22 protein-coding genes and 1 pseudogene are annotated in these 25760 nt (G+C 72.9%); 14 read left to right on the top strand and 9 right to left on the bottom strand.

The window, feature by feature from the left end; translation table 11 throughout:
* Positions 1 to 34 precede the first annotated feature (34 nt).
* The gene (locus PV789_RS05385) at positions 35 to 805 is read right to left on the bottom strand and encodes a M48 family metallopeptidase (protein ID WP_274976403.1); all 771 of its coding nucleotides are present in this window, start codon (positions 803 to 805) and stop codon (positions 35 to 37) included.
* 6 nt (positions 806 to 811) lie between these two features.
* The gene (locus PV789_RS05380; RefSeq protein ID WP_274976402.1) at positions 812 to 2548 is read right to left on the bottom strand and encodes an amidohydrolase; all 1737 of its coding nucleotides are present in this window, start codon (positions 2546 to 2548) and stop codon (positions 812 to 814) included.
* A gap of 491 nt (positions 2549 to 3039) precedes the next feature.
* On the opposite strand from PV789_RS05380, the gene PV789_RS05375 reads away from it, so the two are divergent.
* A complete protein-coding gene (locus PV789_RS05375) occupies positions 3040 to 4206 on the top strand; it encodes an acyltransferase family protein (protein WP_274976401.1) in 1167 nt (388 codons plus the stop codon).
* 105 nt (positions 4207 to 4311) lie between these two features.
* Here the strand turns inward: PV789_RS05375 and PV789_RS05370 are convergent, their stop codons facing one another.
* Positions 4312 to 5262 (bottom strand): CDP-alcohol phosphatidyltransferase family protein, encoded by a 951-nt coding sequence (locus tag PV789_RS05370; protein WP_274976400.1) that lies wholly within the window; start codon positions 5260 to 5262, stop codon positions 4312 to 4314.
* A 225-nt stretch (positions 5263 to 5487) separates the two neighbouring features.
* Between PV789_RS05370 and PV789_RS05365 the strand changes: the two genes are divergently transcribed.
* Positions 5488 to 6927, top strand: coding sequence for a GuaB1 family IMP dehydrogenase-related protein (locus tag PV789_RS05365; RefSeq protein WP_274976399.1), 1440 nt, complete (start codon positions 5488 to 5490; stop codon positions 6925 to 6927).
* 25 nt (positions 6928 to 6952) lie between these two features.
* Here PV789_RS05365 and PV789_RS05360 read toward each other — a convergent pair whose 3' ends face one another.
* Positions 6953 to 7729, bottom strand: a complete 777-nt coding sequence (locus PV789_RS05360) for an endonuclease V (protein ID WP_274976398.1) — start codon at positions 7727 to 7729, stop codon at positions 6953 to 6955.
* 201 nt (positions 7730 to 7930) lie between these two features.
* On the opposite strand from PV789_RS05360, the gene PV789_RS05355 reads away from it, so the two are divergent.
* Genes PV789_RS05355 through PV789_RS05340 form a run of 4 tightly spaced genes read left to right on the top strand, consistent with a single transcriptional unit; the run spans position 7931 to position 12001 of the window.
* Positions 7931 to 8779 carry an ATP-binding cassette domain-containing protein gene (locus PV789_RS05355; protein ID WP_274976397.1) on the top strand — a complete coding sequence of 283 codons (849 nt, stop codon included), beginning with the start codon at positions 7931 to 7933 and terminating at the stop codon, positions 8777 to 8779.
* A complete protein-coding gene (locus tag PV789_RS05350; RefSeq protein ID WP_274976396.1) occupies positions 8766 to 10874 on the top strand; it encodes a YhgE/Pip domain-containing protein in 2109 nt (702 codons plus the stop codon). Before PV789_RS05355 ends, PV789_RS05350 begins: the two co-directional genes overlap by 14 nt.
* A gap of 49 nt (positions 10875 to 10923) precedes the next feature.
* Positions 10924 to 11589: a TetR/AcrR family transcriptional regulator gene (locus PV789_RS05345; RefSeq protein WP_274976395.1), complete on the top strand. Its 666-nt coding sequence runs from the start codon at positions 10924 to 10926 to the stop codon at positions 11587 to 11589.
* 16 nt (positions 11590 to 11605) lie between these two features.
* The gene (locus PV789_RS05340) at positions 11606 to 12001 is read left to right on the top strand and encodes a DUF3592 domain-containing protein (RefSeq protein WP_013151336.1); all 396 of its coding nucleotides are present in this window, start codon (positions 11606 to 11608) and stop codon (positions 11999 to 12001) included.
* Here the strand turns inward: PV789_RS05340 and PV789_RS05335 are convergent.
* Positions 11964 to 13064: an antibiotic resistance protein VanZ gene (locus PV789_RS05335; protein WP_274976394.1), complete on the bottom strand. Its 1101-nt coding sequence runs from the start codon at positions 13062 to 13064 to the stop codon at positions 11964 to 11966. The two genes, PV789_RS05340 and PV789_RS05335, sit on opposite strands and share 38 nt — an antisense overlap.
* Before the next feature lie 472 nt (positions 13065 to 13536).
* Between PV789_RS05335 and PV789_RS05330 the strand changes: the two genes are divergently transcribed.
* From PV789_RS05330 to PV789_RS05295, 8 genes and pseudogenes are all read left to right on the top strand, one after another.
* Positions 13537 to 16116, top strand: a complete 2580-nt coding sequence (locus tag PV789_RS05330; RefSeq protein ID WP_274976393.1) for a sensor histidine kinase — start codon at positions 13537 to 13539, stop codon at positions 16114 to 16116.
* A 2-nt stretch (positions 16117 to 16118) separates the two neighbouring features.
* Positions 16119 to 16574, top strand: a complete 456-nt coding sequence (locus PV789_RS05325) for a roadblock/LC7 domain-containing protein (protein WP_274976392.1) — start codon at positions 16119 to 16121, stop codon at positions 16572 to 16574.
* An 8-nt stretch (positions 16575 to 16582) separates the two neighbouring features.
* Complete coding sequence (locus PV789_RS05320; protein WP_212641354.1) at positions 16583 to 17026, top strand: DUF742 domain-containing protein; 444 nt, start codon at positions 16583 to 16585, stop codon at positions 17024 to 17026.
* Positions 17007 to 17588 (top strand): GTP-binding protein, encoded by a 582-nt coding sequence (locus PV789_RS05315; protein WP_212641355.1) that lies wholly within the window; start codon positions 17007 to 17009, stop codon positions 17586 to 17588. Before PV789_RS05320 ends, PV789_RS05315 begins: the two co-directional genes overlap by 20 nt.
* A gap of 237 nt (positions 17589 to 17825) precedes the next feature.
* On the top strand, positions 17826 to 18824 hold the full coding sequence (locus PV789_RS05310) for an oxygenase MpaB family protein (protein ID WP_274976391.1): 999 nt from the start codon (positions 17826 to 17828) through the stop codon (positions 18822 to 18824).
* A 115-nt stretch (positions 18825 to 18939) separates the two neighbouring features.
* Entirely contained in the window at positions 18940 to 20001 is a 1062-nt protein-coding gene (locus tag PV789_RS05305) for an oxygenase MpaB family protein (protein ID WP_274976390.1), read from the top strand.
* Positions 19998 to 20135: pseudogene (locus PV789_RS05300) on the top strand (MFS transporter); the annotation flags it as partial. The gene PV789_RS05305 and the pseudogene PV789_RS05300, both read left to right, overlap by 4 nt.
* A gap of 117 nt (positions 20136 to 20252) precedes the next feature.
* Positions 20253 to 21413 (top strand): RNA-guided endonuclease InsQ/TnpB family protein, encoded by a 1161-nt coding sequence (locus PV789_RS05295; RefSeq protein ID WP_274976389.1) that lies wholly within the window; start codon positions 20253 to 20255, stop codon positions 21411 to 21413.
* A gap of 158 nt (positions 21414 to 21571) precedes the next feature.
* Here PV789_RS05295 and dprE2 read toward each other — a convergent pair whose 3' ends face one another.
* The 4 genes from dprE2 to pgfA all read right to left on the bottom strand — a co-directional run bounded on the left by dprE2 (position 21572) and on the right by pgfA (position 25740).
* On the bottom strand, positions 21572 to 22324 hold the full coding sequence (gene dprE2, locus PV789_RS05290) for a decaprenylphospho-beta-D-erythro-pentofuranosid-2-ulose 2-reductase (protein WP_274976388.1): 753 nt from the start codon (positions 22322 to 22324) through the stop codon (positions 21572 to 21574).
* 78 nt (positions 22325 to 22402) lie between these two features.
* On the bottom strand, positions 22403 to 23770 hold the full coding sequence (dprE1, locus tag PV789_RS05285) for an FAD-binding oxidoreductase (RefSeq protein ID WP_274976387.1): 1368 nt from the start codon (positions 23768 to 23770) through the stop codon (positions 22403 to 22405).
* Positions 23767 to 24744, bottom strand: coding sequence for a decaprenyl-phosphate phosphoribosyltransferase (locus PV789_RS05280; protein ID WP_274976386.1), 978 nt, complete (start codon positions 24742 to 24744; stop codon positions 23767 to 23769). The genes dprE1 and PV789_RS05280 overlap by 4 nt, the downstream gene beginning before the upstream one ends.
* Before the next feature lie 72 nt (positions 24745 to 24816).
* Positions 24817 to 25740 (bottom strand): cell envelope lipid trafficking protein PgfA, encoded by a 924-nt coding sequence (gene pgfA, locus PV789_RS05275; RefSeq protein WP_274976385.1) that lies wholly within the window; start codon positions 25738 to 25740, stop codon positions 24817 to 24819.
* Positions 25741 to 25760 lie beyond the last annotated feature (20 nt).

Raw genomic sequence — 25760 nt, 5'->3', positions numbered from 1 at the left:
GACGGCCCCGGCCCCGCACGGGGGCGGACCGCCCCTAGAAGACCCTTCCCGGTCTGGTGCGGTCGGCCAGGGCGGCGAAGCGGAACGTGTTCACGGGGTGGCTGGACAGGAGGTTGACCAGCAGCACGAAGAAGCCCGTGTCGGTGCGGGCGCGGGCGGCGATGTCGTAGAAGTCCACGGCCGGGTACAGGTACTTGCCCGCGGCGAGCACCCGCAGCCCCTGCATGCCCTCGGGGCAGAACGCGTGGGCGTGGTTGTCCGCGGTGTACTCCTGCGCGCGGCTCAGGCTGGTGCCCACGCCGGGGATCACGTTGGCCACCGAGATCCCGAACTGGCGCCAGAACGACGTGTGGCCCGCCGCGATGTGACCGACCTCGTGGCCGATCACGAACCGCAGCGTGTCGTTGTCGGCCAGGCGGTCGCCCACCTCGAACAGGTCGCTGGTGACGGCCACGTAGCGCCGGAAGCCGTGCCCGGAGGCGAACGCGTTGAGCTCGCCGTTGCCCAGCACGACGTAGGCCTCGGGCACCCGCTTCATGCGGAACGCGGCGGCGGCCTCGGCGACCATCCGGTACGCCTCGGGGAACTGGTGCTCGGTGATGCGCACCCCGTTGACCCGCTGGCGCGCGTAGAGCTGCCCGCGCACGAAGTACACGAGCGCGGGGATGCTCAGCAGGAGCAGCGGCTGGTTGGGCTCACCCGAGTAGGCGCGGCTGACCGCGCCCACCACGGCGAGCAGGGTCACCCCCACGCACACGGCCAGGAGGGGGATCTCCCGGGGATGGCGCAGCCGGCGTTCCCCCATCCGTGGTCAGAAGCGGTACTCGGAGCCGGGACGGTCATCGTCGGGGGGCGGGGGCGGACCCCCGTAGGAGGGGCCGGACGGCGGGCGCGGCCGGTCGTCCTCCTCCAGCAGCGCGGCCATGTCCGCGGACAGCGTGGACTCCTCGGTCTTGCCGTCGCGCCACTCCTGGCGGTGCTCCTCGTCCTGGGCCTCCATCACGGAGTCCATGTCGGCCTCGTGGGTGGACTTGGCCCGGTCCTCGTCCGGCGCGGGCCACGGGGACCGGGGCCGGTCCTCCTCTGGAGCGGGCCAGGCGGTCTGCGCCCGCTCCTCGTCCGGGGCCGGCCAGGCCGTCTGCGCCCGGTCCTCGTCCGGCGCGGGCCAGGACGAGGCGAGGTAGGCGCTGTCGTAGGCGTCGTTGGGCGCGTCCCCGGCCGCCGCCTTCGGGCTGTCGTCGCCCAGGTAGGACAGCGCGGCCACGGTGATCGCGGCCAGCCCGGCGCGCAGGGTGGGCTCCCGGGCGGGCGCGAAGAACGGCGAGTGGGTGCTGGGGACGTTGCCCATCTTCTCGTACGGGGTGTCGCCGGGGGCGGACTCCCACACGTCGTGGGGGGTGGCGCCGACGAACCAGAACACGTACGGGATCGGCTGCGGGTCGCCGGGCAGGCCGAAGTAGCCGAAGTCCTCGGTCGCCGGGAACGGGTCGGGCAGGTGGATGACGTACTCGTCGCCGAAGTAGGCGTGGTGCGCGGCGGCCACGTCGGCGGTGCTCTGGGGGTCGTTGCGGGTGACGCCCGCGCCCTGGAAGCGCTCGATCTCGGGCTCGCGGGCGGCTCCGGAGGCGGCGGCCTCGGCGCGCACGATCCGCTCGATGGCCGCTTCGAGCTGGGCGGACACGTTGTCGTTGAGGGCCCGGGTGTTGATCTCCAGGTAGGCCTCGTCGGGGATGATGTTGGCCTTGGTCCCCGCCTGGATCCTGCCGACGGTGAGCACCGCCATCTCGCTCGGGCTGACCTCGCGGGAGACCACGCCCTGGAGGCGGGTGACGATGCTCGCCGCGATGAGGACCGGGTCCACGGTCGTGTTCGGCTGGGAGGCGTGGCCCCCCTCCCCGTACACGCGCACGCGGTAGGAGTTGGAGGCGCCGAGGATGACCCCGGCGCGGTGGGAGATCAGTCCGGCGGGCTGCGGGCCCAGGTGCTGGCCGAGGATGACGTCGGGGCGGCCGAAGCGGTCGAACAGCCCGTCCTCCAGCATGGCCTGCGCCCCGTCGAGGGCCTCCTCGCCCGGCTGGGCGACGACCATCACGGTCCCGGCCCACTCGTCGCGGGTCTCCGAGAGCAGGTCGGCGGCGCCCACCAGGCACGCGGTGTGGGCGTCGTGCCCGCAGGCGTGCATGACGGGGACCTCGGCGCCCTCGTCGTTGGCGGCGCGGGCGGTGCTGGCGTAGGGCAGCCCGGTCTTCTCCTCCAGCGGGAGCGCGTCCATGTCGGCGCGCAGCATCACCGTGGGCCCCGGCCCGTTGCGCAGGATGCCGACCACGCCGGTTCCCCCGACGCCCTTGTGGACCTCGTAACCGGTCCGGGTGAGCCACTCGGCGACACCGCTGGCGGTGCGGTGCTCGGTGTGGGAGAGCTCGGGGTTCTTGTGCAGGTCGACGTAGAACCCCTCCACGAGCGGGAAGAGCTCGTCGAGGAGTCGCATGACCACGTTCCCGTGCTGAGCGGCACGGTTGGGGTCCACCGCGTGCGGCACGGCTTCCACCGCCTTCTTCCGTATTATCGACCGGGTCGGAACCGCCCGTCTGACGAGAGCAGCCTAGCGGCGCGTCCGCCGCGGCCACACAGTCAGCCGCGTGACCTCCGCGGGCCGGGCCCGGAGCAGACTCGGCCTGTCACCCTCCGTAGAAGACGGTGGCGCGGATGGGTTAGTGTCTGCACACGGAAAGCTACCCCCGGCCGAGCCGCTCGCGTCACACATGTTTCACGAGCCCCACCCTCACCTCAACCGAGGCAGGACTCCGGCGACTTTCCACCGATCTCCGGAGAACCGCTGGCATACTTTGCTACATCACAGTAAGGTAACGCAGCACATGTTCATTCATCCGACCTTACGGTGTCCCCCTCGCGCCCCACGCGGCACCGCGCCACCCGCGTTCCGGCCCCACGGTCGGCCCGCGGGCCGCGTGCACGGCCGGAAGAGAGCACACACGTCCCAGAAGCAGATGATCTCGGAGTCCACTCGTGGCCTCATCCATGACCAGTCCGGCATCCCAGCGTCAGGAACCGGGGCACGGCGCGGACGCCCCCACCACGGTGGCCCCGGGTCCAGGCCGTGACGCCCGTCTGGACAATGCCAAGTTCGTCCTGATCGCCCTGGTCGTCGTCGGCCACGCGATCGGCCCACTACGCGAGTACGGGCCCGCCAGTGCCCTCTACTACTGGATCTACTTCTTCCACATGCCCGCGTTCATCATGATCAGCGGCTACCTCTCGCGGTCCTTCGACGCCTCGTCGAACCGCGTCGAGAAGCTGGTCGTGTCGCTCGCGGTGCCCTACCTGATCTTCTGGACCATCCACCAGTCCATCTACGCGGTCGAACGCGGCGGCCTGCCCGAGTCCATGTCGGTGCTCCAGCCGACCTACGCCCTGTGGTTCCTGGTCGCCCTGTTCGTGTGGCGCCTGAGCGTGCCGGTCTGGAAACGGCTGCGCTGGCCCGTGCTCATCGCGGTGCTCATCTCCGTGTTCGGGGCCACCGCGAGCCTCGGGGAGACGCTCTCCCTGGGCCGCGTGGTGAGCTTCCTGCCGTTCTTCGTCCTGGGGCTGAGCCTGCGCCGCGAGCACTTCGCCTACCTGGACCGGCTCTGGGTGCGGATCGCCTCCGTGCTGGTGCTGGGGATCACGGCGGCGCTGGCCGTGCCCATCTCCGAGCAGATGAGCCGCTCCTGGCTCTTCTGGACCAACAGCCTCACCGACCGCGAGATCGACCCGATCCTGCCGAGTCTGGGCGTACGGGTCGGCTTCATGGCCCTCGCACTGGTGATGACCTTCGCGGTCCTGGCGCTGATGCCCAAGCAGCGCACGTGGTTCACCTCCCTGGGCGCCTACACGCTGTACGTGTACCTGGGGCACTCCGTGGTGATCGTCCTGTTGCAGGCCTCGCCCTGGTACAGCCTGATGTCCGGGGCGACGGAGATGGTCGTCACGGTCCTGCTGGGCGTGGCGCTGACGCTGCTGCTGTGCACCCCGTGGGTGCGCGCGGGCCTGCGCTGGGCCGTGGAACCGCAACTGACGTGGTTCCTGCGTGAGGACTCCGCGCTGCGCGCGCCGAGCGGCTCCGGGAAGGACGACGGCGCCGACAGGACCGGCGACGGCGGGAACGGCGACGGCGGCGGACGCGAGAAGGAGAAGGCCGGGGTCTGACCCGGCTTCCGCGCGAGGGGCGCGGCGTACACGGGAGGGGCGGGTCCGCTTCGGCGCGGACCCGCCCCTCCCGTGTCGTTCCCGCCCCCGGTGGGCAGGGCCGGTTCAGCTCCCGCTGGACGGGTTCGTGGCCGCGGCGGCGCCGGGGACGGCGCCCGAGGCCAGCAGCCGGCGGCGGCGCGCCTCGAACCTGTTCGTGTCCTTCCACAGCCGCAGCACCAGGATCACCTCGAAGAAGGCCAGCGCCAGCACGGAGAACACCGCGACGGGGATGATCAGGCTGTTGAGCGGGGTGAAGAGGGAGACCAGCGCGGTCACCGGGGCCACCACGCACAGGAACATCTCGAACTCGATGCCGCTGAACAGGTGCGGGCGCACCCGGTGGCGCAGGAGCCGGTCGCGCACGCGCGGGTAGAGGCCGGTCGGGGCGGGGGCGCCGGGCCGGGCCGGGGTCTCCCCCGTCTCCTCGTCCTCGGGGTCGGCCTCGCGCTGGGCGGCGGCGAGCCGTTCGGTGTCCCCGGTCAGCTCGGCGAGGGTCTGGTTCATGGTCCGGCGGGTCTTGGCGACCTGCGGGCCGTTGAGGTAGCGCAGCAGGTCGAAGAAGACCACCACCGGCGCCGCGATCAGGTAGACCTCGTGGCCGGTGAGCAGCCACTGGCCGATCAGCAGCGCCATCACGCAGCCGAAGAAGCGGATGCGGTCGAAGACGAAGTCCACCCAGCTGCCGAAGACCGTGCCGGTGCCCTTGAGCCGGGCGATCTTGCCGTCCATGCAGTCCAGCACGAAGCTGAGGTGGAAGAGCAGTCCGCCCGCCAGCAGCCATGCCCAGTTCCATCCCCCACCGCCCGGCACGAGGACCGGCGCGACGAAGCACAGCATGGAGAGCAGACCGAAGACCCCAGCCCCCAGCGTCAGCTGGTTGGGCGTGATGTCGGTGCGGTTCGCGGTCCAGACGACGAGGCGTCCGGCCAGGGGGTCCACCAGGAAGACCGTCCACCAGGCGTCCTTCGCCTTGTAGGTCTCTTCCTTGACTTGCGCGAAAGTGAAACGCGGCATGCGGGCTCTCCAGGAGCGCCCGTCCGGGCCCCGGCGCCCGACGACGCGCTGACAGGGGCGGGGAAGGGCTGTGTCGGCGGGGATCCGGGTCATCATGCCAGATCGGGGGTCGACCGACCTAATTCGTGACGGCATACTTGACCGGTAAGAGGGGGATCAACAGGCGGCCGCGCGCGGCATGCGGCGGATGGTCCACCCCCTTCGGTCTCGACCGAGGTAGAGGCATTGCGTTTTCTCAACGACCAGGCACCCCAGCAGGACCTGACCTACAGCGACGTGTTCATGGTCCCCAACCGGAGCTCCGTGGGCTCCCGGCTCAGCGTGGACCTGTCGTCGCCGGACGGCACCGGCACCACGATCCCGCTGGTCGTGGCGAACATGACCGCGGTCGCCGGGCGCAGGATGGCCGAGACCGTCGCCAGGCGCGGCGGTGTCGCGGTCATCCCGCAGGACATCCCCCTCGACGTGGTCTCCGACGTCGTCTCCTGGACCAAGCAGCGGCACCTGGTGTACGACACCGCCATCACGCTCAACCCGTCCAGCACCGTGGGCGAGGCGCTCAACCTGCTGCCCAAGCGCGCGCACAACGCCGTGATCGTGGTGGACGGGGAGCGCAGGCCCGTCGGCGTGGTCACCGAGGCCGACTGCGCCGGAACGGACCGCTTCGCGCAGCTGCGCGACGTGATGTCCACCGAGCTGATGACCATCCCGGCGGGCACCGAGCCGCGCGAGGCGTTCGGGATGCTGCACGACTTCCGCCACCGGCTGGCCCCGGTCGTGGACGGGAACGGCGCCCTGGTGGGCGTGCTGACCCGCACTGGCGCGCTGCGCTCCACCCTGTACACGCCCGCCGTGGACGCGGACGACCGCCTGCGCGTGGCCGCGGCCGTCGGCATCAACGGCGACGTGGCGGGCAAGGCCGCCGAGCTGCTGGAGGCCGGGGTGGACACCCTGGTCATCGACACCGCGCACGGCCACCAGGAGAAGATGCTGACCGCGGTCTCCAAGGTGCGCGCGCTGTCGCCGCGGGTGCCGATCGTGGCGGGCAACATCGTCACCGCCAAGGGCACGCGCGAGCTGATCGAGGCGGGCGCCGACATCGTCAAGGTCGGTGTGGGCCCGGGCGCGATGTGCACGACCCGCATGATGACCGCCGTGGGCCGCCCCCAGTTCTCCGCCGTGCTGGAGTGCGCCGAGGCGGCGCGCGAGCTGGGCGGGCACGTGTGGGCGGACGGCGGCGTGCGCCACCCGCGCGACGTGGCCCTCGCCCTGGCCGCGGGCGCGTCCAACGTGATGGTGGGCTCGTGGTTCGCGGGCACCTACGAGTCGCCGGGCGACGTCATGCGCGACGCCGAGGGCAGGCAGTACAAGGAGAGCTTCGGCATGGCGTCGGCCCGCGCGGTCCGGCTGCGCACCGCCGAGGACTCCCCGTTCGAGCGGGCCCGCAAGGCGCTGTTCGAGGAGGGCATCTCCACGGGCCGGATGTACCTGGACCCGGAGCGCCCCGGCGTGGAGGACCTGATCGACCAGATCGTCGCCGGTGTGCGCAGCTCGATGACCTACGCGGGCGCCTCCTCGCTGGCGGAGTTCCACGAGCGCGCCGTGGTGGGCGTGCAGAGCGCCGCCGGGTACAACGAGGGGCGTCCGGTCCCCACCAGCTGGTAGGCGGGGTCCGGCGTCCCCGTCCGGGTCAGTCGGCCCGGCCCTCCTTCGCGGCGAGTACCGCCTTGCGGTGCTCGCCGCAGAGCTTGTCGGCGTGCCGGACCGGCTCGGGCACGCGGTACTTGGGCGAGAGCCGCAGCACCAGTTCGGCCGCGCCCTCCAGGTCCACCCGGTGGCCGACGGACACGTAGACGGGCTTGACCCCCCTGCGGGTGCGCAGCACGCGTCCGATCACCTCCTTGCCCTGGTCGGCCAGCGCGAAGGAGTCGGGGACCACCTCCGAGCGCCCGGCCACCATGGGCGTCCACGACCCCCGTTCCTCACCGGGCACGCTGTGCCTGCCGAACAGCACCGACTTGGCCGACCCCACCACCGGCAGGTCCAGGAGCACCCCCAGGTGGCAGGCGACCCCGAAGCGGCGGGGGTGCGCCAGGCCGAAGCCGTCGCACAGGTACACGTCCGGGGTCACCTTGAGCTGTCCCAGCGCCTCCAGGACCGGCGGGGACTCGCGGAACCCGAACAGCCCCGAGATGTAGGGGAAGGACGGCTCCGAGGAGATGGCGACGGACTCGACCACCTCCAGGGTCCGCACGTCCATGACCACGGCCGCCGCGGAGAGCGCCGTGTTGTCCGTGGCGTAGCTGACGTCCAGCCCGGCCACCAGCCGCACCGCGTCCACGTCCAACGGCTCCACGCGGACCCGGTCGGCGAGCCCGCGCTGGAGCGCGACGGCCTCCTTGGGGTCGCCGGGCCAGTTCTCCGGGTCGTCCAGGACCCTCGCGACCCGCTCGGAGATCTCCGACATCCCGATACTCCCGTTCGTTCGGTGGTACGCGTCCTCCCATCCAATCCCACTACCCGGTCGCGCGCGGTGCACGGGGGAGGGCGGCGGCGCTGTGCGACACTCCACAGCTCCCGGTGCCCGGAGGAGGCGTATGCGCGCTGTACGGTGGTTTCCGCAGTTTTGAACTGACTGGTCAGTTCAAAAACGGAAGGGGACCGAGGGATGCGACGGGCGACCGGAGCTCGTGTACAGGCCGAGGGCGTCGGGCTCGCCACCCGGGAGGGCCCCGTGTACACGGGCGTGGGGTTCACGGCCCGGCCGGGCACGCTCACCGTCTTCCGGGCCGACTCGGGGGGCGGGCGCAGTGCCCTGCTGCTCACCCTGACCGGCCGGATGCGCCCCTCGGAGGGAACGCTGTACGTGGACGGCCACGCCCTGCCCCGGCACGCGCGCCGGGTCCGCCGGATCAGCGCGCTCGGGCTGATGGACGAGGTCAACCCACTGGACGAGCGGCTCCGGGTCCGCGAGCACCTGTCCGAGGGGCTGCTGCTGCGCATGCGCCCCGCCGCGCGGAGCCTGGCCGACGAGGCCATGGAGGCCGCGGGACTGGGCGGGCTGGACCGCCGGTCGCTGGTGCGGGAGCTGTCCATGATCGAACGGCGCCGCCTCGGGCTGGCCCTGGCCCTGCTGGCCGAACCCCGGCTGCTGGCCGTCGACGACGTCGACGGCGGCCTGGAACCCGGGCACCAGGCCGACCTGTGGCGCACCCTCAAGGCGCTGGCGGACGACGGGTTGACGGTGGTCGCCACCTGCGCCGACTCCGGCGAGCTGGCCGGGGTGGCCGGGCCGGACACCCGGGGGCCGATCCCGCTGCGCCAGGACGCGGGCGTCCCGTCCGGCTCCGCCGCCGGGGAGCCGTCCGCCTCCGGGACCGCGGACGCGGGCTCCGCGGGCGGCGCGTCCGCCGCGGGACCGGGCGCCGCCGGGCTCCGCGGGCGGCACCGCCGCCACGTCGGCCTGGACATCCTGCGCGGCGGCCGGAAGGAGGGCGGGGACCGTGGCCCGGCTTAGGCGTTCGCGCCCGCTCGTGCGCCCCCTGGCGGTGCCCCGGCTCGGGCTGCTGACCGTGCGCTCCTTCCTGCGCTCGCCGCTGCCCGCCGCCGCGCTGGCCGCCCTCCTGCTCATCCCCCTGCTCTACTCGGGGATGTACCTGTGGTCGTTCTGGGACCCGTTCGGCCGGATGGAGCGCCTGCCGGTCGCCCTCGTCAACGAGGACGAACCGGTCGAGGCCGGGGGCCGCGAGGTCGACGCCGGGGGCGAGCTCACCGACACCCTCCTGGAGCGGGGGGACCTGGACTGGCACCCGGTGAGCGCCCGGGAGGCCGCGCGCGGTGTCGCCGACGGCACCTACTACGTCTCCCTGACCATCCCCTCCGACTTCAGCGCCGACCTGACCTCCCCCTCCCGCGACCGGGAGTCCCCCGCCCCGGCGACCCTGGAGGCGCACTACAACGACTCCAACAGCTTCATCGTCCGCCAGCTGGCCGGAAGCGCGTTCCGCGAGATCCAGGAGGCCGCCGCGGCGTCGGCGGTCAACGGCTACCTGGACCAGATCTTCCTCGGGTTCAACGAGATCCACGGCAGGACGGAGGAGGCCGCCGAGGGGGCCGACGAGCTGTCCGGCGGCGCGGACGAGGCCGAGGAGGGGTCCTCGGAGCTGTCCGGGGGCGTGGGCGGGGCGCACACGGGCGCCGGGGAGCTCAGCGGCGGCCTCGACCAGCTGTACTCCGGTTCGCAGGATCTGGCCGACGGAGCCGCGACCGCCTCCGAGGAGGTCTCGGCCCAGGTGGACGAGCTCGACGCGCTGGCCGACGAGTGGCTGCCCCGGCTGGAGGAGGACATCCCCTCCCTCCAGGAGCACGCCGGGAACGCCGCCGAGGTCACCGCGGCCCTGTCCGCGGCCCTGGAGGAGCTGCCGGAGGTCGACACCGGGGCCCCGGAGGAGGTGGACGGGCGCCTGGCGTCCTACCTGGAGGAACACCCCGGGCTGGAGACCGAGGACCCCGACCTGTACGCCCTGCTGTGCGACCTCAAGGCGGCCCTGGATGTCGCCGGGTCGGCGGCCGGGTTCGTCGAGGACAACCGCGACGCGATCACCGCGACCGCCGAGGACGCGGCCGCGCTGAGCGCGGAGGCCGCCGCGCTCTCGGAGGACCTTCCCGCGATGGTGGAGAAGGCGGAGGACGCCCGGGAACGGGCAGACGAGCTGGACGAGGGCCTGGCCGAGCTGGCCGAGGGGTCCGCGCTGCTGCGCGACGGGCTGGCGGAGTCCGCCGACGGCGCCGGTGACCTCGACGAGGGGCTGGGCGAGCTCAGCGGCGGTGCCGACGAGCTGCACTCGGGCCTGGAGGAGCTGGCCTCGGGCTCCGACGAGCTCGCCCGGGGACTCGACGAGGGCGCGGACCGGGTTCCCACCTACTCCGAGCGGGGGCGCGACGACGCCTCCTCGACGATGAGCCGTCCTGTGCGGCTGGACAGCGCCGTCTCCAACGAGGCGCCCGACTACGGGACGGGGTTCACGCCGTTCTTCGTGCCGCTGTCGCTGTGGGTGGGCGCGATGGTGGTGTTCATGGTGCTGCCCGCGCTGTCCTCGCGGGCCCTGGCCTCCTCGGCCCCCTCCTGGCGGGTGGCGCTGGCCGGGCGGGTCGCCCCGCTCCTGCTCGGCGTCGGCCAGGTGCTGGTCATGATGGCCGCCCTGCACCTGCTGCTGGGCCTGGAGGCGGGGAACTGGCCGCTGCTGATCGCCTTCCTGGTGCTGACCGCCGCCGCGTTCGCCGCGACGGTGCAGTACCTGAACGTGGCCTTCGGCGCGGCGGGGCGGGTGGTGGCGCTGGCGCTGCTGGTGCTCCAGCTGACCTCGGCGGGCGGTACGTACCCGATCGAGACCAGCCCGGCCTTCTTCCAGGCCGTGGGGCCGTTCCTGCCGCTGCACTGGGGCGTGACCGCGCTGCGCCACATGATCGGCGGCGGTGACCCGGACCTGGTCCTGACGGCGTTCGGGGTGATGGCGCTGTGGCTGGTGGTGCCTTTGCTGCTCACCTGGTGGACGGTGGAACGCAAGCGCGTGTGGACGATGGGTGCGCTCCACCCGGCGCTGAAGCTGTGACGCGGGCCGGGGTGAGGACATGGCGCGTCGTGTACGAGTATGGGCGAGAATGGAACGGATGAGTGCGAGCACGTCCGACCGCCCCGTGAGCGGCCGCCGCGAGGCCACCCGGCGGCGCCTGTTCGAGGCCGCGGTCACGCTGATCTCCGAGCAGGGGTACGGCGCGACGACCGTGGACGAGATCGCCGAGCGCGCCGGGGTGGCCAAGGGCACCGTCTACTACAACTTCGGCGGCAAGGGCGAGCTGTACGCGGCGCTGATGGAGTGGGGCGTGACCCGGCTGGCCGGTACCCTCAAGGGCGCGGTGCCCCCTCCCGGGGCCGGCGCCGCCCCCCGCGAGGCGCTCGCCGCCGTGCTGCGCGCCGGGGTGGAGTTCATCGGCGAGCACGAGTCCCTGGCCCGCCTGCTCATGGCGGAGGCCTGGCGGACCAACCGGGCCTGGTACGCCACGGTCCTCCAGATCCGCACCGAGGCGATCGGGGTCATCACCGGCCTGCTGGACGACCTGGCCTCGGAGGGGTCGCTGCGACCGGACCTGGACACCGGCCTGGCCGGGTCCGCCCTGTTCGGCATGGTGGTGACGGTGGCACTGGACTGGCGCACGCTCCAGCCCGGGCGTCCCGTCGAGGAGGTCCACACGGCGCTGGCCCGCATGGTCGGCGGCCTGGTCGGCCCCGCCGCCTCCCCCGACCGCACGAGCACCCCGGACACCTGAGAGGACGTACCGCGCGATGGCCACCCTCTATCCCCTGATCCCGCTCCTGGCCGGGGTGGTCATGCTCTGGGCGGTCACACGTGACACGCGCCTGGAACTGCGGCTGCGCCGCCACGGGATGCGCGCCAAGGCACGTGTGATCGGCTACCACGAGACCTCCACGGCCTCCCGGATGATCGTGCAGTTCCGTACCGAGGACGGGCACGAGGTGCACGCCGAGCACGAGAACACCGGGTGGACGGCCTCCCGCGCCGGGGAGATCGTGACCGTCGCCTACGACCCCGACACGCCAGAGCGGGCCCGGATCGTGTCCGCGCCCTGGCTGTCGCACTACGTGCGGGTGCTGTTCGGCGGCCTGGGCGCGATCCTGGTGTTCACGGGGCTGCTGCTGGGCTACCTGGCCTGGCGCTGACGGTCTCCCCGCGCGGGGCGGAGTAGCGGACCAGGCGCGAGGGCAGGGCGCCGTCCAGGGTGGCGCGGGTGCGCACGCGCACCCCGCACAGCAAGTCGGCCACGCCCGCGCCGTCGGGCCGGACCAGGGCGCTGCTGGCGTGCGCCGCGGCCACGGCGAGCGCGTACCAGGGCAGGCCCAGGGCCACGAGGACGACGACGGGGCCCTGGAGCAGGCAGGTGCGCGCCAGGACCCGCCGGCGGGCCGCCGGGGCCGGGTACCCGCGTTCGCACAGCGCCAGCCGCACCGAGGCGGCGCCGGGGGTGGCGCGGTCGCGGCGCGTCAGGGAGGGGACCAGGGCCAGGGCCCCGCCCAGGCACAGCAGAGCGGTCGTGCGCGCCCCGGTTCCCGGCCCAGAGGCGCCGAGCGCCTGCGCGCAGACGGCGAGGGCTGCCGCGCCGAACCACCACAGGCCCAGGTCGAGCAGGACCCCGGTGAGCCTGCGCACCGGTCCGGGCACGGCTCGGTCCGCGACGGCCGCGGGCCAGCCGCGGGCGTACCCGGGCGGGAGCGCCCACCGTGCGAGCAGCCAGCCGAGCAGGGTCGCGGCCGCACCCCAGGCCACGAGCCCCGCCGGGGCACCGGCGTAGGCGCACGGGTACAGGCCCAGGAGCCCGGTGGCGCGGACGGTGACCACGGCCGCGGCCAGGGCCGCACCCAGCAGCACGGTGAGCGCGGCGCCCCGGCGGAAGCGGTGCCGGGCCAGCAGCCCGACCGCCAGGAACAGGGCGAGGACTCCGGCCTCCCCGGGCTCGGGCAGGAGTTCCCGGCCGGACCGGCCGCCGCCGAGGGGGTCCGCGCACAGGCCGTCGGCGGAGGCTGGCAGCGGCCAGACCGCGTACGCCGCCAGGCCGACGCCCGTGGCCAGGGCGGCCGCGGTGCACAGGCCCGGCCAGCCGTGCGGGCGGCCGTAGCGGCGGTACTGCAGGCGCAGGTAGAGCGCCGCCGCGCAGACCACCAGCAGCGGAACCCCCGCGACCGCGGCCTCCACGGCGAGCGGTCCCCCGCCCAGCGGCTGGCCCATGCGCATCCTCCCGTCACGCGGTGTCCCCTCTTCGGCACGCAACGCTAGTACGCGCGGCGCCGGAGCGCGGGTCGAACGCGGACATTCGCGGCGGCGGCCGGGTCCGGGGAGGACGGATCCGGTCACCCGGAGCAGGACTTGCCATACTCTCCGCCATATGTGACCTTTGCCCTATTGTCACAAGGCTTCACAGGAGGAAACACCCCTACCGCCCACCCGAGAGGTGGACATTCTCGTCTCCCATGGCAGACTGCCCCCACCACCCGGATATTTCAGCGTTTCACCGGCGAGGTACGATCCCCCACGCCGAAATGCCGCGTTTGTGGCTACCCTGCGGTACGTCCCGTGTCGAGAACCCCCACGGACACAGCCCGCAGGACACGGGACCGCGCACAGGCGGACCGGGACGCGCCGACTCCCCCGGCGGCCCCCACCCCCACAAGACCCCCGGACGCGGATCGACAGGAGAACCGTGCAGGCAGTACCCGAGCGACGCGGTCGGAGCATCACCTCCCGCATCCGCGCAATGGTCATGATCCCCACCACAGCCCTGGTGGTGCTCTGGCTGGCCCTGACCGTGGCCCTGGCCGGGGACGCGGTCGTCCAGCGCCTCCGTGCCAACGCCACCGACGACCTGGTCGCCCCGGCGGCGATCGGCCTCGTGGACGTGATGCGGGAGCGGACGCAGACGATCGCCCTCATCGAGAACCCGGGGGACGCGGAGATCGAGGGCCAGCTGGCCGAGGCCCGCGAGAGCACCGACGGCTCCCTGGGCGCGGTCGTGAGCGAGCTCGTCGGCTTCGCCGACATCGCCCCCGGCGAGAGCGGCCACCACATCGAGATGCTGCACATGCAGTACGGCGAGATCGACGCGATCCGCGCGGCGGTGGACGCGGGCGAGGCCTCCCGCGCCGACGTCCTGGACTACTACAACGAGCTGATCCTGCACGGCGCGGACAGCTTCGACAGCCAGACCCGCGCGGGCAGCGACGGGAACGGCGCGGTCAGCCCGAGCTTCACCGCGACCTACATGTTCCGCACGGTCGACCTGTTCGCGCGGTCCGACGCCCAGATCGCCCACGCCTTCGCCACCGACGAGCTGTCCCTGGAGGACCAGCGCCAGTTCACCGAGCTGGTCGGCTCCTACGAGAGCATGCTCGCCGCCAACGGCCACTACCTGGAGGGCGAGGGCCAGGAGGCCCGGCTGGAGAACCTGCTGGCGAGCCAGGAGTACGCCGACCTCCAGCGTATGCAGGACGAGATCATCGACCGCCAGGTGGGCACCGAGACGGTCACCGACCCGGTGACCCTGGCGGTCAGCGAGGTCCAGGACCTGTCCATGCCGGTGGACCGCGCCGCGTGGGACGAGGCCTACGACCACGTCCTGTCCGAGCTCACCGCGATCGGCGCAGACGAGGCCCTGTACGCCGCGGACGTCACCCTCGCCGAGGCCAACCGGGCCCTGGTCGTCGCCGTGGCGGGCAGCCTCGGCGTCGCCGCCGTCATCGGGTTCGCGTTCCTGCTGGCCCGCCGCTCCTCCAACGTGCTCACCGAGCGTCTGCTGCGCCTGCGCGACGACTCCAACGACCTGTCGGAGAACCGCCTGCCCGCCCTCATGCGCCGCCTGCACGAGGGCGAACGCGTGGACACCGAGGCGGCCCTGCCCGCGCTGACCGCCAGCGACGACGAACTCGGCGACGTGGCCAGGGCGTTCAACACCGCCCAGCGCGCGGCCGTCAACGCGGCGGTGCAGCAGACCGAGCTGCGTCAGGGCGTCAACCGCGTCTTCCTCAACATCGCGCACCGCAGCCAGACGCTGGTCCACCGCCAGCTGCGCCTGCTGGACCGGATGGAGCGCGAGCAGGAGGACCCCGAGCAGCTGGCCCAGCTGTTCAAGCTCGACCACCTGGCCACCCGCTCCCGCCGCAACGCCGAGAACCTGCTCATCCTGGGCGGCGAGGCGCCGGGCCGCACCTGGCACCGTCCCATGCCGCTGATCGACGTGCTGCGCGGCGCCATCTCCGAGTCGGGCGACTACACCCGCGTCAAGCGCGAGCGGATCGCCCGCGTGCACCTCAACGGCCCGGCCGTGGCCGACGTCATCCACCTGGTCGCCGAGCTGGTCGACAACGCCGCGATGTTCTCCCCGCCGCACACCCACGTGCGCCTGAGCAGCGAGGACGTGCCCAACGGCGTGACGGTCGAGATCGAGGACCGGGGCCTGGGCATGACCGAGAGCGAGTTCGCCTCGGCGAACGCGCTGCTGTCCAGCCCGCCCGAGTTCGACGTGATGCGCCTCAACGAGAAGATGCGCCTCGGCCTGTTCGTGGTCTCGCACCTGGCCCACCGCCACGGCATCCGCGTGCACCTGCGCCCGTCGCCGTACGGGGGCGTGCAGGCCATCGTCCTGCTGCCGCACGAGCTGATCTCCGGCGACCGCTCCCCGCTGCCCTCCGAGGAGAGCGGCGAGCAGGTGTGGGACGTGCGCGAGATCCTGGACCGCACGCCCGGCGGCGAGCTGTCGTCCGGCAGGCGCGTCAAGCCCGTGCTGACCTCGGTGTCCGCGCCGAAGGAGGAGGCCCCCGCCCGGGAGGACGAGGACTCCGCGGACACCGCCGGGAGCGAGGGGGAGGGCACCGAGGCCGCCGAGGCCCCGGCCGGCGGCGCGGACCTCCTCGACGCGGACGGCGACCGCCCCGCGCTGCCCACCCGGACGCCGCTGCCCACCCGGACCCCGTCCGTCAGCGCGGTCCCCGACCCCGAACCCTCCGCCGACGCCGAACCGCCCGCCATGGTCGAGGCGGGCGGGGGACGGCCGCCGCTGCCCAAGCGGCGGCCCCAGGAGAACCTGGCTCCGCAGCTGGCCGCCGACCCCGCGGCCGACACCCGGAGCGGCCCCGCGACGGCGGGCGCGTCCTCCCCCAACGGGGCCCAGGACGGCCAGGAGCGTCTGGCGCGCCTGCGCCGGAACATGTCCGCGTTCCAGAAGGGCACGGACCGCGGACGGCGCGAAGGCAAGCAGCAGACCAACGACATCGACAAGGACGCGTAACCGTGACGAGTACTCCCGAAAGCGCCCAGCGTGACAGTGGAAGCGGCGCGGGCAAGAAGGACATCGACTGGCTGCTGGACGAGCTGCTCGACCGCGCGGTGGGCTCCCGCCACGCGATCGTGCTCTCCGCCGACGGGCTGCTGATCGGCCGCTCCCGTGAGCTGGTCAAGGAGGACGCCGAGCACCTGTCCGCGGTGGCGTCCGCGTTCCAGAGCCTGGCCCGGGGCACCGGCCGCCACTTCGGCGGGGGCGAGGTGCTCCAGACGGTCGTGGAGATGGAGAGCGCGTACCTGTTCGTCACCGGTGCCGGCCGGGGGGCCTGCCTGGCGGTCCTGGCCGAGGAGAGCGCCGACGTCGGCCTCATCGCCTACGAGATGAACGTCCTGGTCGAGCAGGTGGGCCGTTATCTGGACGCCGCGCCCAGACGCGAGGGCGCTTCCGGGGAAGCCAGGCGATAGGGGACGCCATGCAAGCGCACAACGAGTTGCCGCCCGAGGAGGATCCGCACGGCCTGCCCCAGAGGGACGCGGTCGGCGGGTACGACGAGGGCGCCGCGGTCGGACAGCAGGACGCCGGACCGCTGGTACGGCCGTACGTGATCGCGCAGGGGCGCGACCACGCCGACACCGTGCAGCTGGACATGATCAGCGTCGTGATCGCGGCCAAGCGGGCCGAGGTCGACGAGATGGCGCTGGAGCCGGAGCAGATACGCATCCTGGAGCTGTGCCGACGGCCCCTGTCGGTCGCCGAGGTGTCCGCGCACCTGGACATCCCGGTGGCCGTCGTCAAGGTCCTGCTCAGCGACCTGCTCAACCGCGGCCTCGCCTTGGCCCGCGCCCCCTACACAGCGAAGAGCCCGGTCAGCCGGGACGTACTCCAGGCGGTTCTCGATGGCATCCAGCGACTCTGACGACACGCAGGCCCCCGTTCCGGCGGCGCTCAAGATCCTCGTGGCGGGGGGTTTCGGGGCCGGTAAGACCACGATGGTCGGATCGGTCAGCGAGATCGCTCCGCTGAGCACCGAGGAGGTGATGACCGAGGCCAGCTACGGGATCGACGACCTGTCGGGCGTGGAGGCCAAGACGACCACGACCGTGGCGCTGGACTTCGGCCGCATCACCATCAACGAACACCTGGTGCTGTACCTGTTCGGGACCCCGGGCCAGGAGCGGTTCTGGTTCATGTGGGAGGAGCTGTCCGAGGGGGCGCTGGGCGCGGTGGTCATCGCCGACACCCGCCGCCTGGAGACGTGCTTCGCCGCTGTGGACTTCTTCGAGCGGCGCGGCGTGCCGTTCGTGGTGGCGGTGAACTGCTTCGAGGGCGCCCACCGGTACGAGCCCGAGGAGGTCCGCGCCGCGCTGAGCCTGGACCCCGCGATCCCCGTCGTGCTGTGCGACGCGCGTGAGCGCGAGTCGGCCAAGGCGGTGCTGGTGACGCTGGTGAACCGGGTGGCCGAGCGGATGGCCGCCTGAGTCCGTTCCGGGAGAGGGGCGGGGGACCGGGTCCCCCGCCCCTCTCGTGTCATCCGCCGGGGACGAACCCGGGGGTTTCGGACGCTCTGTCGGGTTGCGGACACGCTCGGAGACCCGGAGCCGGTGTACACAAGGGGCTTCCAGGTAAAGTGCGCCCCGTGGAGCGCCGCGGGCGTGCCACACCCGCAGACTACGGCCCCGTCCGACGGGCCCGGACGAAGGTGACTGGAGTTGCCCATGAAGCGGTTCGAGTGGCGCGACCGGATCCATGCCCTGGACGCTGAGGACGACTGTGAGCAGATCGTGCGCATCCTCGGCGGCCACGAGTTCCCGTGGGACATCGAACAGGCCCTGGGCCTGGCCCTGTACCGCACCTACGCCGTGCCCGGCGTCGGCGAGCTGCTGGCGCACACGCGCGAGTTCACCGAGCGCACGCAGCACCGCTACGACGACACGGCGCTGATCCTCAACGACATCATGGAGCACGGATTCGGTCCGGGCCGCGGCCGCGACGCGCTGCGCCGGATGAACCAGATGCACCGCTCCTACGACATCAGCAACGACGACTACCGCTACGTGCTCAGCACGTTCGTGGTCATGCCGGTGCGCTGGATCAACGACCACGGCTACGGCTGGCGCAGGCTGAGCGACCACGAGATCGCCGCCAACACCAACTACTACCGCAAGCTCGGCAGGCACATGGGGATCAAGGACATCCCCGGGGACTACGCCGGGTTCCTCGAACTCTTCGACTCCTACGAGCGCGAGCACTTCGCCTACACCGAGGGCGGCCGGGCCGTCTCCGACGCCACCCTGGGGCTGATGGTGTCCTTCTACCCGGCCTGGCAGCGGCCCCTGGTCCGCCCCTTCACCAAGGCCCTGCTCGACGACCGGCTCATCCAGGCCTTCGGCTACCCCGAGCCCTCGGCCGCCTGGCGGCGGCTGAGCGCGGGCGCGCTGAGGCTGCGCGCCCGCGTGGTGCGCCTGATGCCGCCGCGCCGGGAACCGCGGTGGGCCAGGATGAGCCCCAACATCCGCAGCTACCCCCGGGGCTACGAACCGTCCCGGATCGGCACCTTCCCCCAGGGCTGCCCGGTCCCGCACGGCATGGTGACCCGCGAGGTCGCCGCCACGGGCGCCCGCGTGCCCGCGCCGGATCAGGCGGTCGCACCGACCTCCGGGGAGACGCACGGCGGGGCGCCCGCGCCGACCTCCGAGGAGGACGCGCAGAGGTAGCGGCCTCCCGGGCCCCGCACGTCCCCCGAGTCCCGTCTCACGCGAGCCCTTCGCGCCCCGACCCCCGTCCCCCGTCCCCCGTCCCGAACGATCCCTCTCCCCGAAGGAACCGCGAATGAAGCGTTTCGACCTCAGAGACGAGATCCACCACCTGGACCACGAGGCCGACTGCGTACGGATCATGCAGATCCTCAACGCCCAGGAGTTCCCCTGGGACATGGGCCGGGCGCTGGGCATCGCCCTGTACCGCACCTACGCCGTGCCCAGCATCGGCGGACTCCTGGGCCGGACCGACGAGTTCACCGGCAGCACCCAGAAACGCTACGACGACACCGCGCTGATCCTCAACAACATGATGCGGTACGGGTTCGAGCCCGGGCAGGGCCGCGACGCGCTGCGCCGGATGAACCAGATGCACCGCTCCTACGACATCAGCAACGACGACTACCGCTACGTGCTCAGCACGTTCGTGGTCATGCCGGTGCGCTGGATCAACGACCACGGCTACGGCTGGCGCAGGCTGAGCGAGCACGAGATCTCGGCGATCACGCACTACTACCGCAGGCTCGGCCGGTACATGGGGATCAAGGACATCCCCGAGAGCTACGCACAGTTCCGGGAACTCCTCGACTCCTACGAGCGCGAGCACTTCGCCTACACCGAGGGCGGCCGGGCCGTCTCCGACGCCACCCTCGACCTGATGGTGTCCTTCTACCCGCGGCGCGTGTCCGGGCCGGCCCGGAAGTTCTCCATGGCGATCCTGGACGAGTCGCTCATCGAGACCTTCCGCTACGAGCCGCCCAGCAGGGCGTGGCGGCTGGCGGCGCACCTGGCGCTGAGGCTGCGGGCCCTGGTGGTGCGCCGGATGAAGCCGCGCGAGGAGCCGCTGTGGGCGGAGGACAACCCGAACATCCGCAGTTACCCCGAGGGGTACGACGTCAACCGGATCGGCACCTTCCCGGCGGGCTGCCCCGTGGCGCACGACGTGGACCCGGTGGCGCACGAGGAGCTGTACGGCGGGGGCGGCGGGACGGGCGGCGCGGCTCCCGAGGTCCGGGAGGCCCCGGGGGCGGCACGGCCCTCCGCGACGCCGGAGACCGCGGAGCCCTCCCCGGCCGCGCGGACCCGGAAGGCTCCGGCGACCGCCGCCGAGGCCTCCGCGGACGGGCGCGCGTGACCGCCGCGCCCGCCGCCCGGAGCACGGTCGGCGGGCCGGGCGCTCCGCTGCCCCGTTCGGTGCACGCCTGGTACGGCAGCGGCGCGGTGGCCACGGGGATCTTCAACACGGTGCCCGGGCTGTTGTTCCTGATCGGTTTCGATGCAGCGCAGACCCCGTCCTTCAGAGCGGGGTAAACCGCTCCCCGCCACATTGTCGTAGGGCCCGACTACGGTGTGTGCTGGTTCTTCGAGGGGAGGTGTTTTCTCATCATGTTGACGGGATTTCGGTACCGGCTCGCGCTCACTGACGAGCAGGCCGAGTCGTGTCAGGTCTATGGCGATATCTGTCGGGCGGTGTGGAACACCGGCCTGCACCAGCGCCGTGAGGCCGTGTCCCGTTGGCGGCGCGGCCAGCGCCTGCCCTACTGCGGCTACCACCTCCAAGCCCGAGAGCTCGCCGAGGCCAAGACCGAGGAGACCTGGCTGAAGGCCGCCCCCTCCCACATCCTCCAGCAGACCCTGCGCGACCTGGACCGGGCCTGCCGGGAGCACGGCACGTTCAAGGTGCGGTGGCGTGCCAAGGACCGGTGGAAGCCCTCCTTCCGCTTCCCCGACGGTGGGCGGATGAGCATTCAACGCCTGAGCCGCAAATGGGGGCGCATCAAGCTGCCCAAGCTGGGATGGGTACGGTTCCGCTGGTCACGCGCGCCCCGGGGCACGGTCCGCTCCGCGACCATCTCGCGGGACGGGGCCCACTGGTACGTGTCGCTGCTGTGCGAGGACGGTCAGACCACACCGCAGGCGCATGAGCGCCCCGGCAGCACGGTGGGCATCGACCGGGGTGTGGCGGTGGCGGTGGCCACCTCCGACGGCGACCTGCTCGACCAGGTGTTCCAAACCCCGAAGGAGGCCGAGCGCGAACGCCGCCTTCGCCGACGCCTGTCCCGCCAACGCCGGGGGTCGAACAACCGGGCCAGAACCAAGGCCGCCCTGTGCGCGTTGACCGGGCGGGTGCGGGCTCGGCGCGCCGATTTCGCCGCCCGGACCGCGCACGTGGTGTGTGCCAAGAACGCGGTCGTGGTGCTGGAGAAGCTCAAGACCAAGAACATGACCGCCTCGGCCCAAGGCACCGTCGACGCGCCGGGCGTTAACGTGCGCCAGAAGGCGGGGTTGAACCGGGCGATCCTGGCCAAGGGATGGCACGGGTTCACGCTCGCCTGTCAGAACGCGGCCCGGCGCACCGGTACCCGAATCGTGGAAGTTGATCCTGCGTACACCTCGCAGACCTGTCACTCGTGCGCATACGTCGCGGCGGAGAACCGAGAGAGCCAATCGGTCTTCTGCTGCGGTAGGTGCGGGCACACAGCTCATGCGGACGTGAACGCGGCCCAGAACATTCTCACGCGCGGATGGACTAGCCCTTCGGGGTGAACCGTGCCAGCCTGCCGAGACCTCTGGGATGCCATGTCGATGAAGCAGGAACCAGCTGCGGCCGCGAGGCACTCAGCGCCGACCGTACCGCAAGGCCCGGTCGGAATCTCCCTCGTTCACGAAGGAGAGGAAGTCAAGCTGTGCTGCCTGGTGCGGCTTCAGCGATTCAGGCGGCGCCACAGCGGGCGCGGGAGCAGCCGCATCCCCGCGAAGAGCGGCTGGAGCACGCGCGGCGCCCACACGGTGGCGGCCCCCGAGCGCAGCCCGGCCGACACCGCGTCCGCGACCTGGCCCGGCGTGGCCGGGAAGGGGGCGGGCGCCACGTGCGCCGACATCCGCGTCGGCACGTAGCCCGGCCTCACCACCAGCACCCGCGCGCCGGACCCGTGCAGGGAGTCGGCCAGGCCCTGCGCGAAGCCGTCCAGGCCCGCCTTCGCCGACCCGTACACGAAGTTGAACCTGCGCACCCGCACCCCCGCCACGGACGAGAGCACCACGAGCGTCCCGTGGCCCTGCTCGCGCAGGCGGGCGGCCACGGCCAGGTCGGCGGACACGTGCCCGGTGTAGTTGACGGCGGCGGCGCGGGCGGCGGCGGCCGGGTCGGCCTCGTACTCGGACTGCTCGCCCAGCACCCCGAACGCGTCCACCACCACGTCCAGGTCGCCCACCAACTCCACCGCGGCCGCGACGGTGCCGGTGTGGGTGTCGGGCAGACCGGCGTCGAAGTCCACCGAGTGCGTCCGCGCCCCGAGCGCGGTGAGCGCGCCCGGCGGGGAGGGCACCCCGCCCCGGGCGGCCAGCACCACCTCGCGGGCGCCCTCGCGGACCAGCCGTTCGACGATGGCCAGACCGATCTCGCTGCGGCCGCCGAGCAGCAGCACGCTCCGCACCGCTCCCACCGAGTCGCGCACGGCTGTCCCTGCCTTTCCGGAGTGTGGGTCCCCGGGTGCCGGGGACGGCCGTCATCGTGCCACCGAAGGGCCGCGCTGTCACAGCAGCCGCAGTCGGCGGGCCAGGTCCGAGACCAGGACCCCGTCCGGGTCGGCCCGCTCGCGCACCCGGCGCCACGCGGGCAGACCCGGGTACATGGCGTGCACGGCCTCGGGGCTGGCACGGCTGTCCTTGGCCAGGTACAGGCGGCCCCCCGCGTCGGCCACGCGCTCGTCGAAGCGGTGCAGCAGGGGGCCGAGTCCGGGCAGGTCGGCGGGCAGGTCCACGGCCAGCGACCACCCCGGCCGGGGGAAGGAGAGCGGTCCCAGTGTGGGCCGCCCCATCCTCTTGAGGACCGCCAGGAAGGAGGGCGCGCGCCTGCGCGACAGCTCCCCGGCGACCCACGCGAGGACGTCCTCCGCGCCGAAGGGCACCACGAACTGGTACTGCACCGCGCCGTGCCTGCCGTACAGCCGGTTCCACCCGTCGAGCGCGTCCAGCGGGTGGAAGTAGCCGCCCACCGTCTGGATCCGGCCGCGCCGCCTCCCGGGCGCGCGGCCGTGTTCGAGCGCGTTGAACGCGCCGACGGTCCACCGGTTCAGGGTGGCCGTCGGCGGGGTCAGGGGCGGCACGGGCAGGCTCGTGCTCCGGTACCGCAGCGGGTCGCTGCGCAGCGGTCCCGGGATGTCGCCGGGCTCGGCGTGGTGGGCGCGGGTGACCACGCCCCGGCCCAGGCCGCGCCCGCGGGCGAACAGGTCCAGCCAGGCCACCGAGTACCGGTGGCCGGGGCGCGCCATCAGCTCCAGGGTGGCCTCCAGGTCCGGCGTCCGGTCGGCGTCCACCCGCATGTACGCGGTCCGGACCGGGACCACGCCCAGGGTGGCCTCGGTGACCACCCCGGTCAGGCCCATGCCGCCGACGGTCGCCCAGAACAGGTCGGGGTCGCCGCCGGGTTCCGGTCCCAGGCGGCGCGTGCGCCCGTCCGGGGTGACCAGGGTGAGGGAGCGCAGGTGCGCGCCCAGGGAGGAGTCGGTGTGGTGGTTCTTGCCGTGGACGTCGGCGGCGACCGCCCCGCCCAGGGTCACGCGGCGGGTCCCGGGGGTGACGGGGACGAAGAGGCCGCGGGGCAGCAGGCGGGCGAGCAGGGCGTCCACGCTGGTGCCCGCGGGGGCGGTGACCTCGCCGCGCTCGGCGTCCACGCGCACGGGGCCGGTGAGCCCGGTGCAGTCCAGCACCAGGCCCCCGGCGTCCTGGGCGGCGTCGCCGTAGGAGCGGCCGAGCCCGCGCGGCAGCGCCCCGCGCTCCCCCGCCCGGGCGAGCGCCTCGGCGACCTGGGCGGGCGTGCGGGGGCGCACGACGCGGGCGGCCGTGGGCGCGGTGCGCCCCCACCCGCGCAGGAGGGTCGGCCGGTCCGGGGGCGGGTTCACAGGTGGATCCCCGCCGCGACCAGGACCGCGAGTCCGCAGAGGATGAGCTGGAGGGGCCGGTCGCGCAGGGCGATCTCCTCGGGCTCCTCCCCCACGCCCCGGTCCACGAGCAGGTTGTAGCGCAGGACGAACATGATGAACGGCACGATACTCAGTGCGTGGAAGAGCGTCCTGGGCCCGTCGCCCGGTTCCAGCGCCCACAGGCAGTAGGTGACGATCATGGCGCCCGAGGCCATGGTGCGGGTCTGGGAGAGGTAGGCGGTGCTGTAGCCGCGCAGGGCGGGTCGGACCGCGGCCGCCGCGGCGGCGGGTCCCCCGGGGGCGTCGCCGGGCGCGGCGGCCCCGTCGCCGGACGCGCCGGTCGCACGCAGTTCCGCCTCGCGCTTGCCGACCACCACCAGCAGGGCGGCCAGGGACACCACGATCACGAACCACGAGGTCAGCGGCACGCCGACGGCCACCCCGCCCGCCACCGCGCGCAGCACGTGGCAGGCCGCGACCGCGACCAGGTCGCACACCACCAGGTCCCGCAGGTAGCGGGTGTAGACGAGCGTGAGCAGCACGTACCCGGCGACCAGCGCGGACAGCGCGGGATCGCCCAGCGCCAGGGAGGCCAGCGGCGCGGCGGCGCTGAGCGCGGTCCCGACCGCGACGGCCACGGGGACGGGGAGCGCGCCGGAGGCCACCGGGCGGTGGCGCTTGCGCGGGTGCGCGCGGTCGCGCCGGGCGTCGTGGACGTCGTTGAGCAGGTAGGTGCCGCTGGCGGCCGCGCAGAACAGGGCGAACACCGCGGCGCTGGTCAGCAGCGCCCCGGTCTGCGTCAGGGCCCCGGCCGCGGCGGGCGCGGCCAGGACGAGGAGGTTCTTGAGCCACTGCCGGGGGCGGCACGCGCGGACCAGCGCGCCGAGCGTCCCCCCGTCGCCGCGCGGCGCCCCGGCCGCCGCCGGTTCCGTGGCCCGCGTCCTCTCCGTCACCGCGGCCGGAGGGCGCCGGGCCGCACGCCGACGCGCCCGGTCGAGCGTGTCGGCGAGGGGCGGGTGCGGGGGTCAGTGGTGGTGGTCACGACGGCGGCCCGTGACGAACAGGACGACCGCGACGCCGATGAAACCGACACCGGCGACGAGGCAGACGACGGGCAGGGTGGTCTGGAGGAGGGGCAGCACGGTGCGTCCCTGCTCGGAGTTGGCGACCGCGTTCTGGACGGACTCGTCGTTGGAGACGAGTTCGGCGTCGAACAGCGTCAGGACCTCCTCGCCGTCCACGACGACGACGCGGTTCTGGTCCTCGCCGATCTTGAGGGGGGAGCCGGTGACGGGCTCGATCCAGTAGGTGCGGGTGATGGAGAAGACCTCGTCGCCGGTGACGTCGCCCTCGCCCTCCATCCCGGCGACCGAGCGGGGCAGGGTGCGCTCGCCGATGACCTCGTCCTCGACCTCCTGGACGAACCTGTAGGCCTCGACGCCCCCGACCTCCTCGGTCCCCTGGAACTCCATGGGGACGACCTCCCGCGCGGTGGTCTCGTAGAAGTCGTAGTCGCGCTGCTCGGTGAAGAAGGGGAACTTCCAGGCCTGGCCGCTCTGGGCGACGGACTCGTCGTTGACCATGGAGTCGCAGCAGTCGACCGCCTCCCCGGTGACGCGGTCGTGCCCGGCGCGGCGGCTGCTGGAGGTGATGCCGAAGTCGGTCTCGGCGTCCCTGACCCAGGTGAACTGATCCCACACCACCGTCTCGTCGGTGCTGGAGGCCACGTCCGCGCGGATGGTCGAACGCGCCTCCAGGGTGGCGTCCTCGACGAGTTCGACGTCCTCGATGTTGAAGTAGGTGGCCCCGTCGGCCTCGAGGACCGTTTCGCTGTAGTAGTCCAGAGGGGTCTTCATCAGGGAACTCGACAGCCACGTGCGCATCATGGGGGCAAAGGCGAGGAAGAAGACCCCAAACGCGACGAGAACGACCGCAACGGTACGGCGCATGTGCCCTCCTGGGCGTATGA

Source organism: Nocardiopsis camelliae (genome assembly GCF_028993595.1).
GTDB classification, from domain to species: domain Bacteria; phylum Actinomycetota; class Actinomycetes; order Streptosporangiales; family Streptosporangiaceae; genus Nocardiopsis; species Nocardiopsis dassonvillei.
This window is presented reverse-complemented; position numbering and strand designations above follow the sequence as displayed.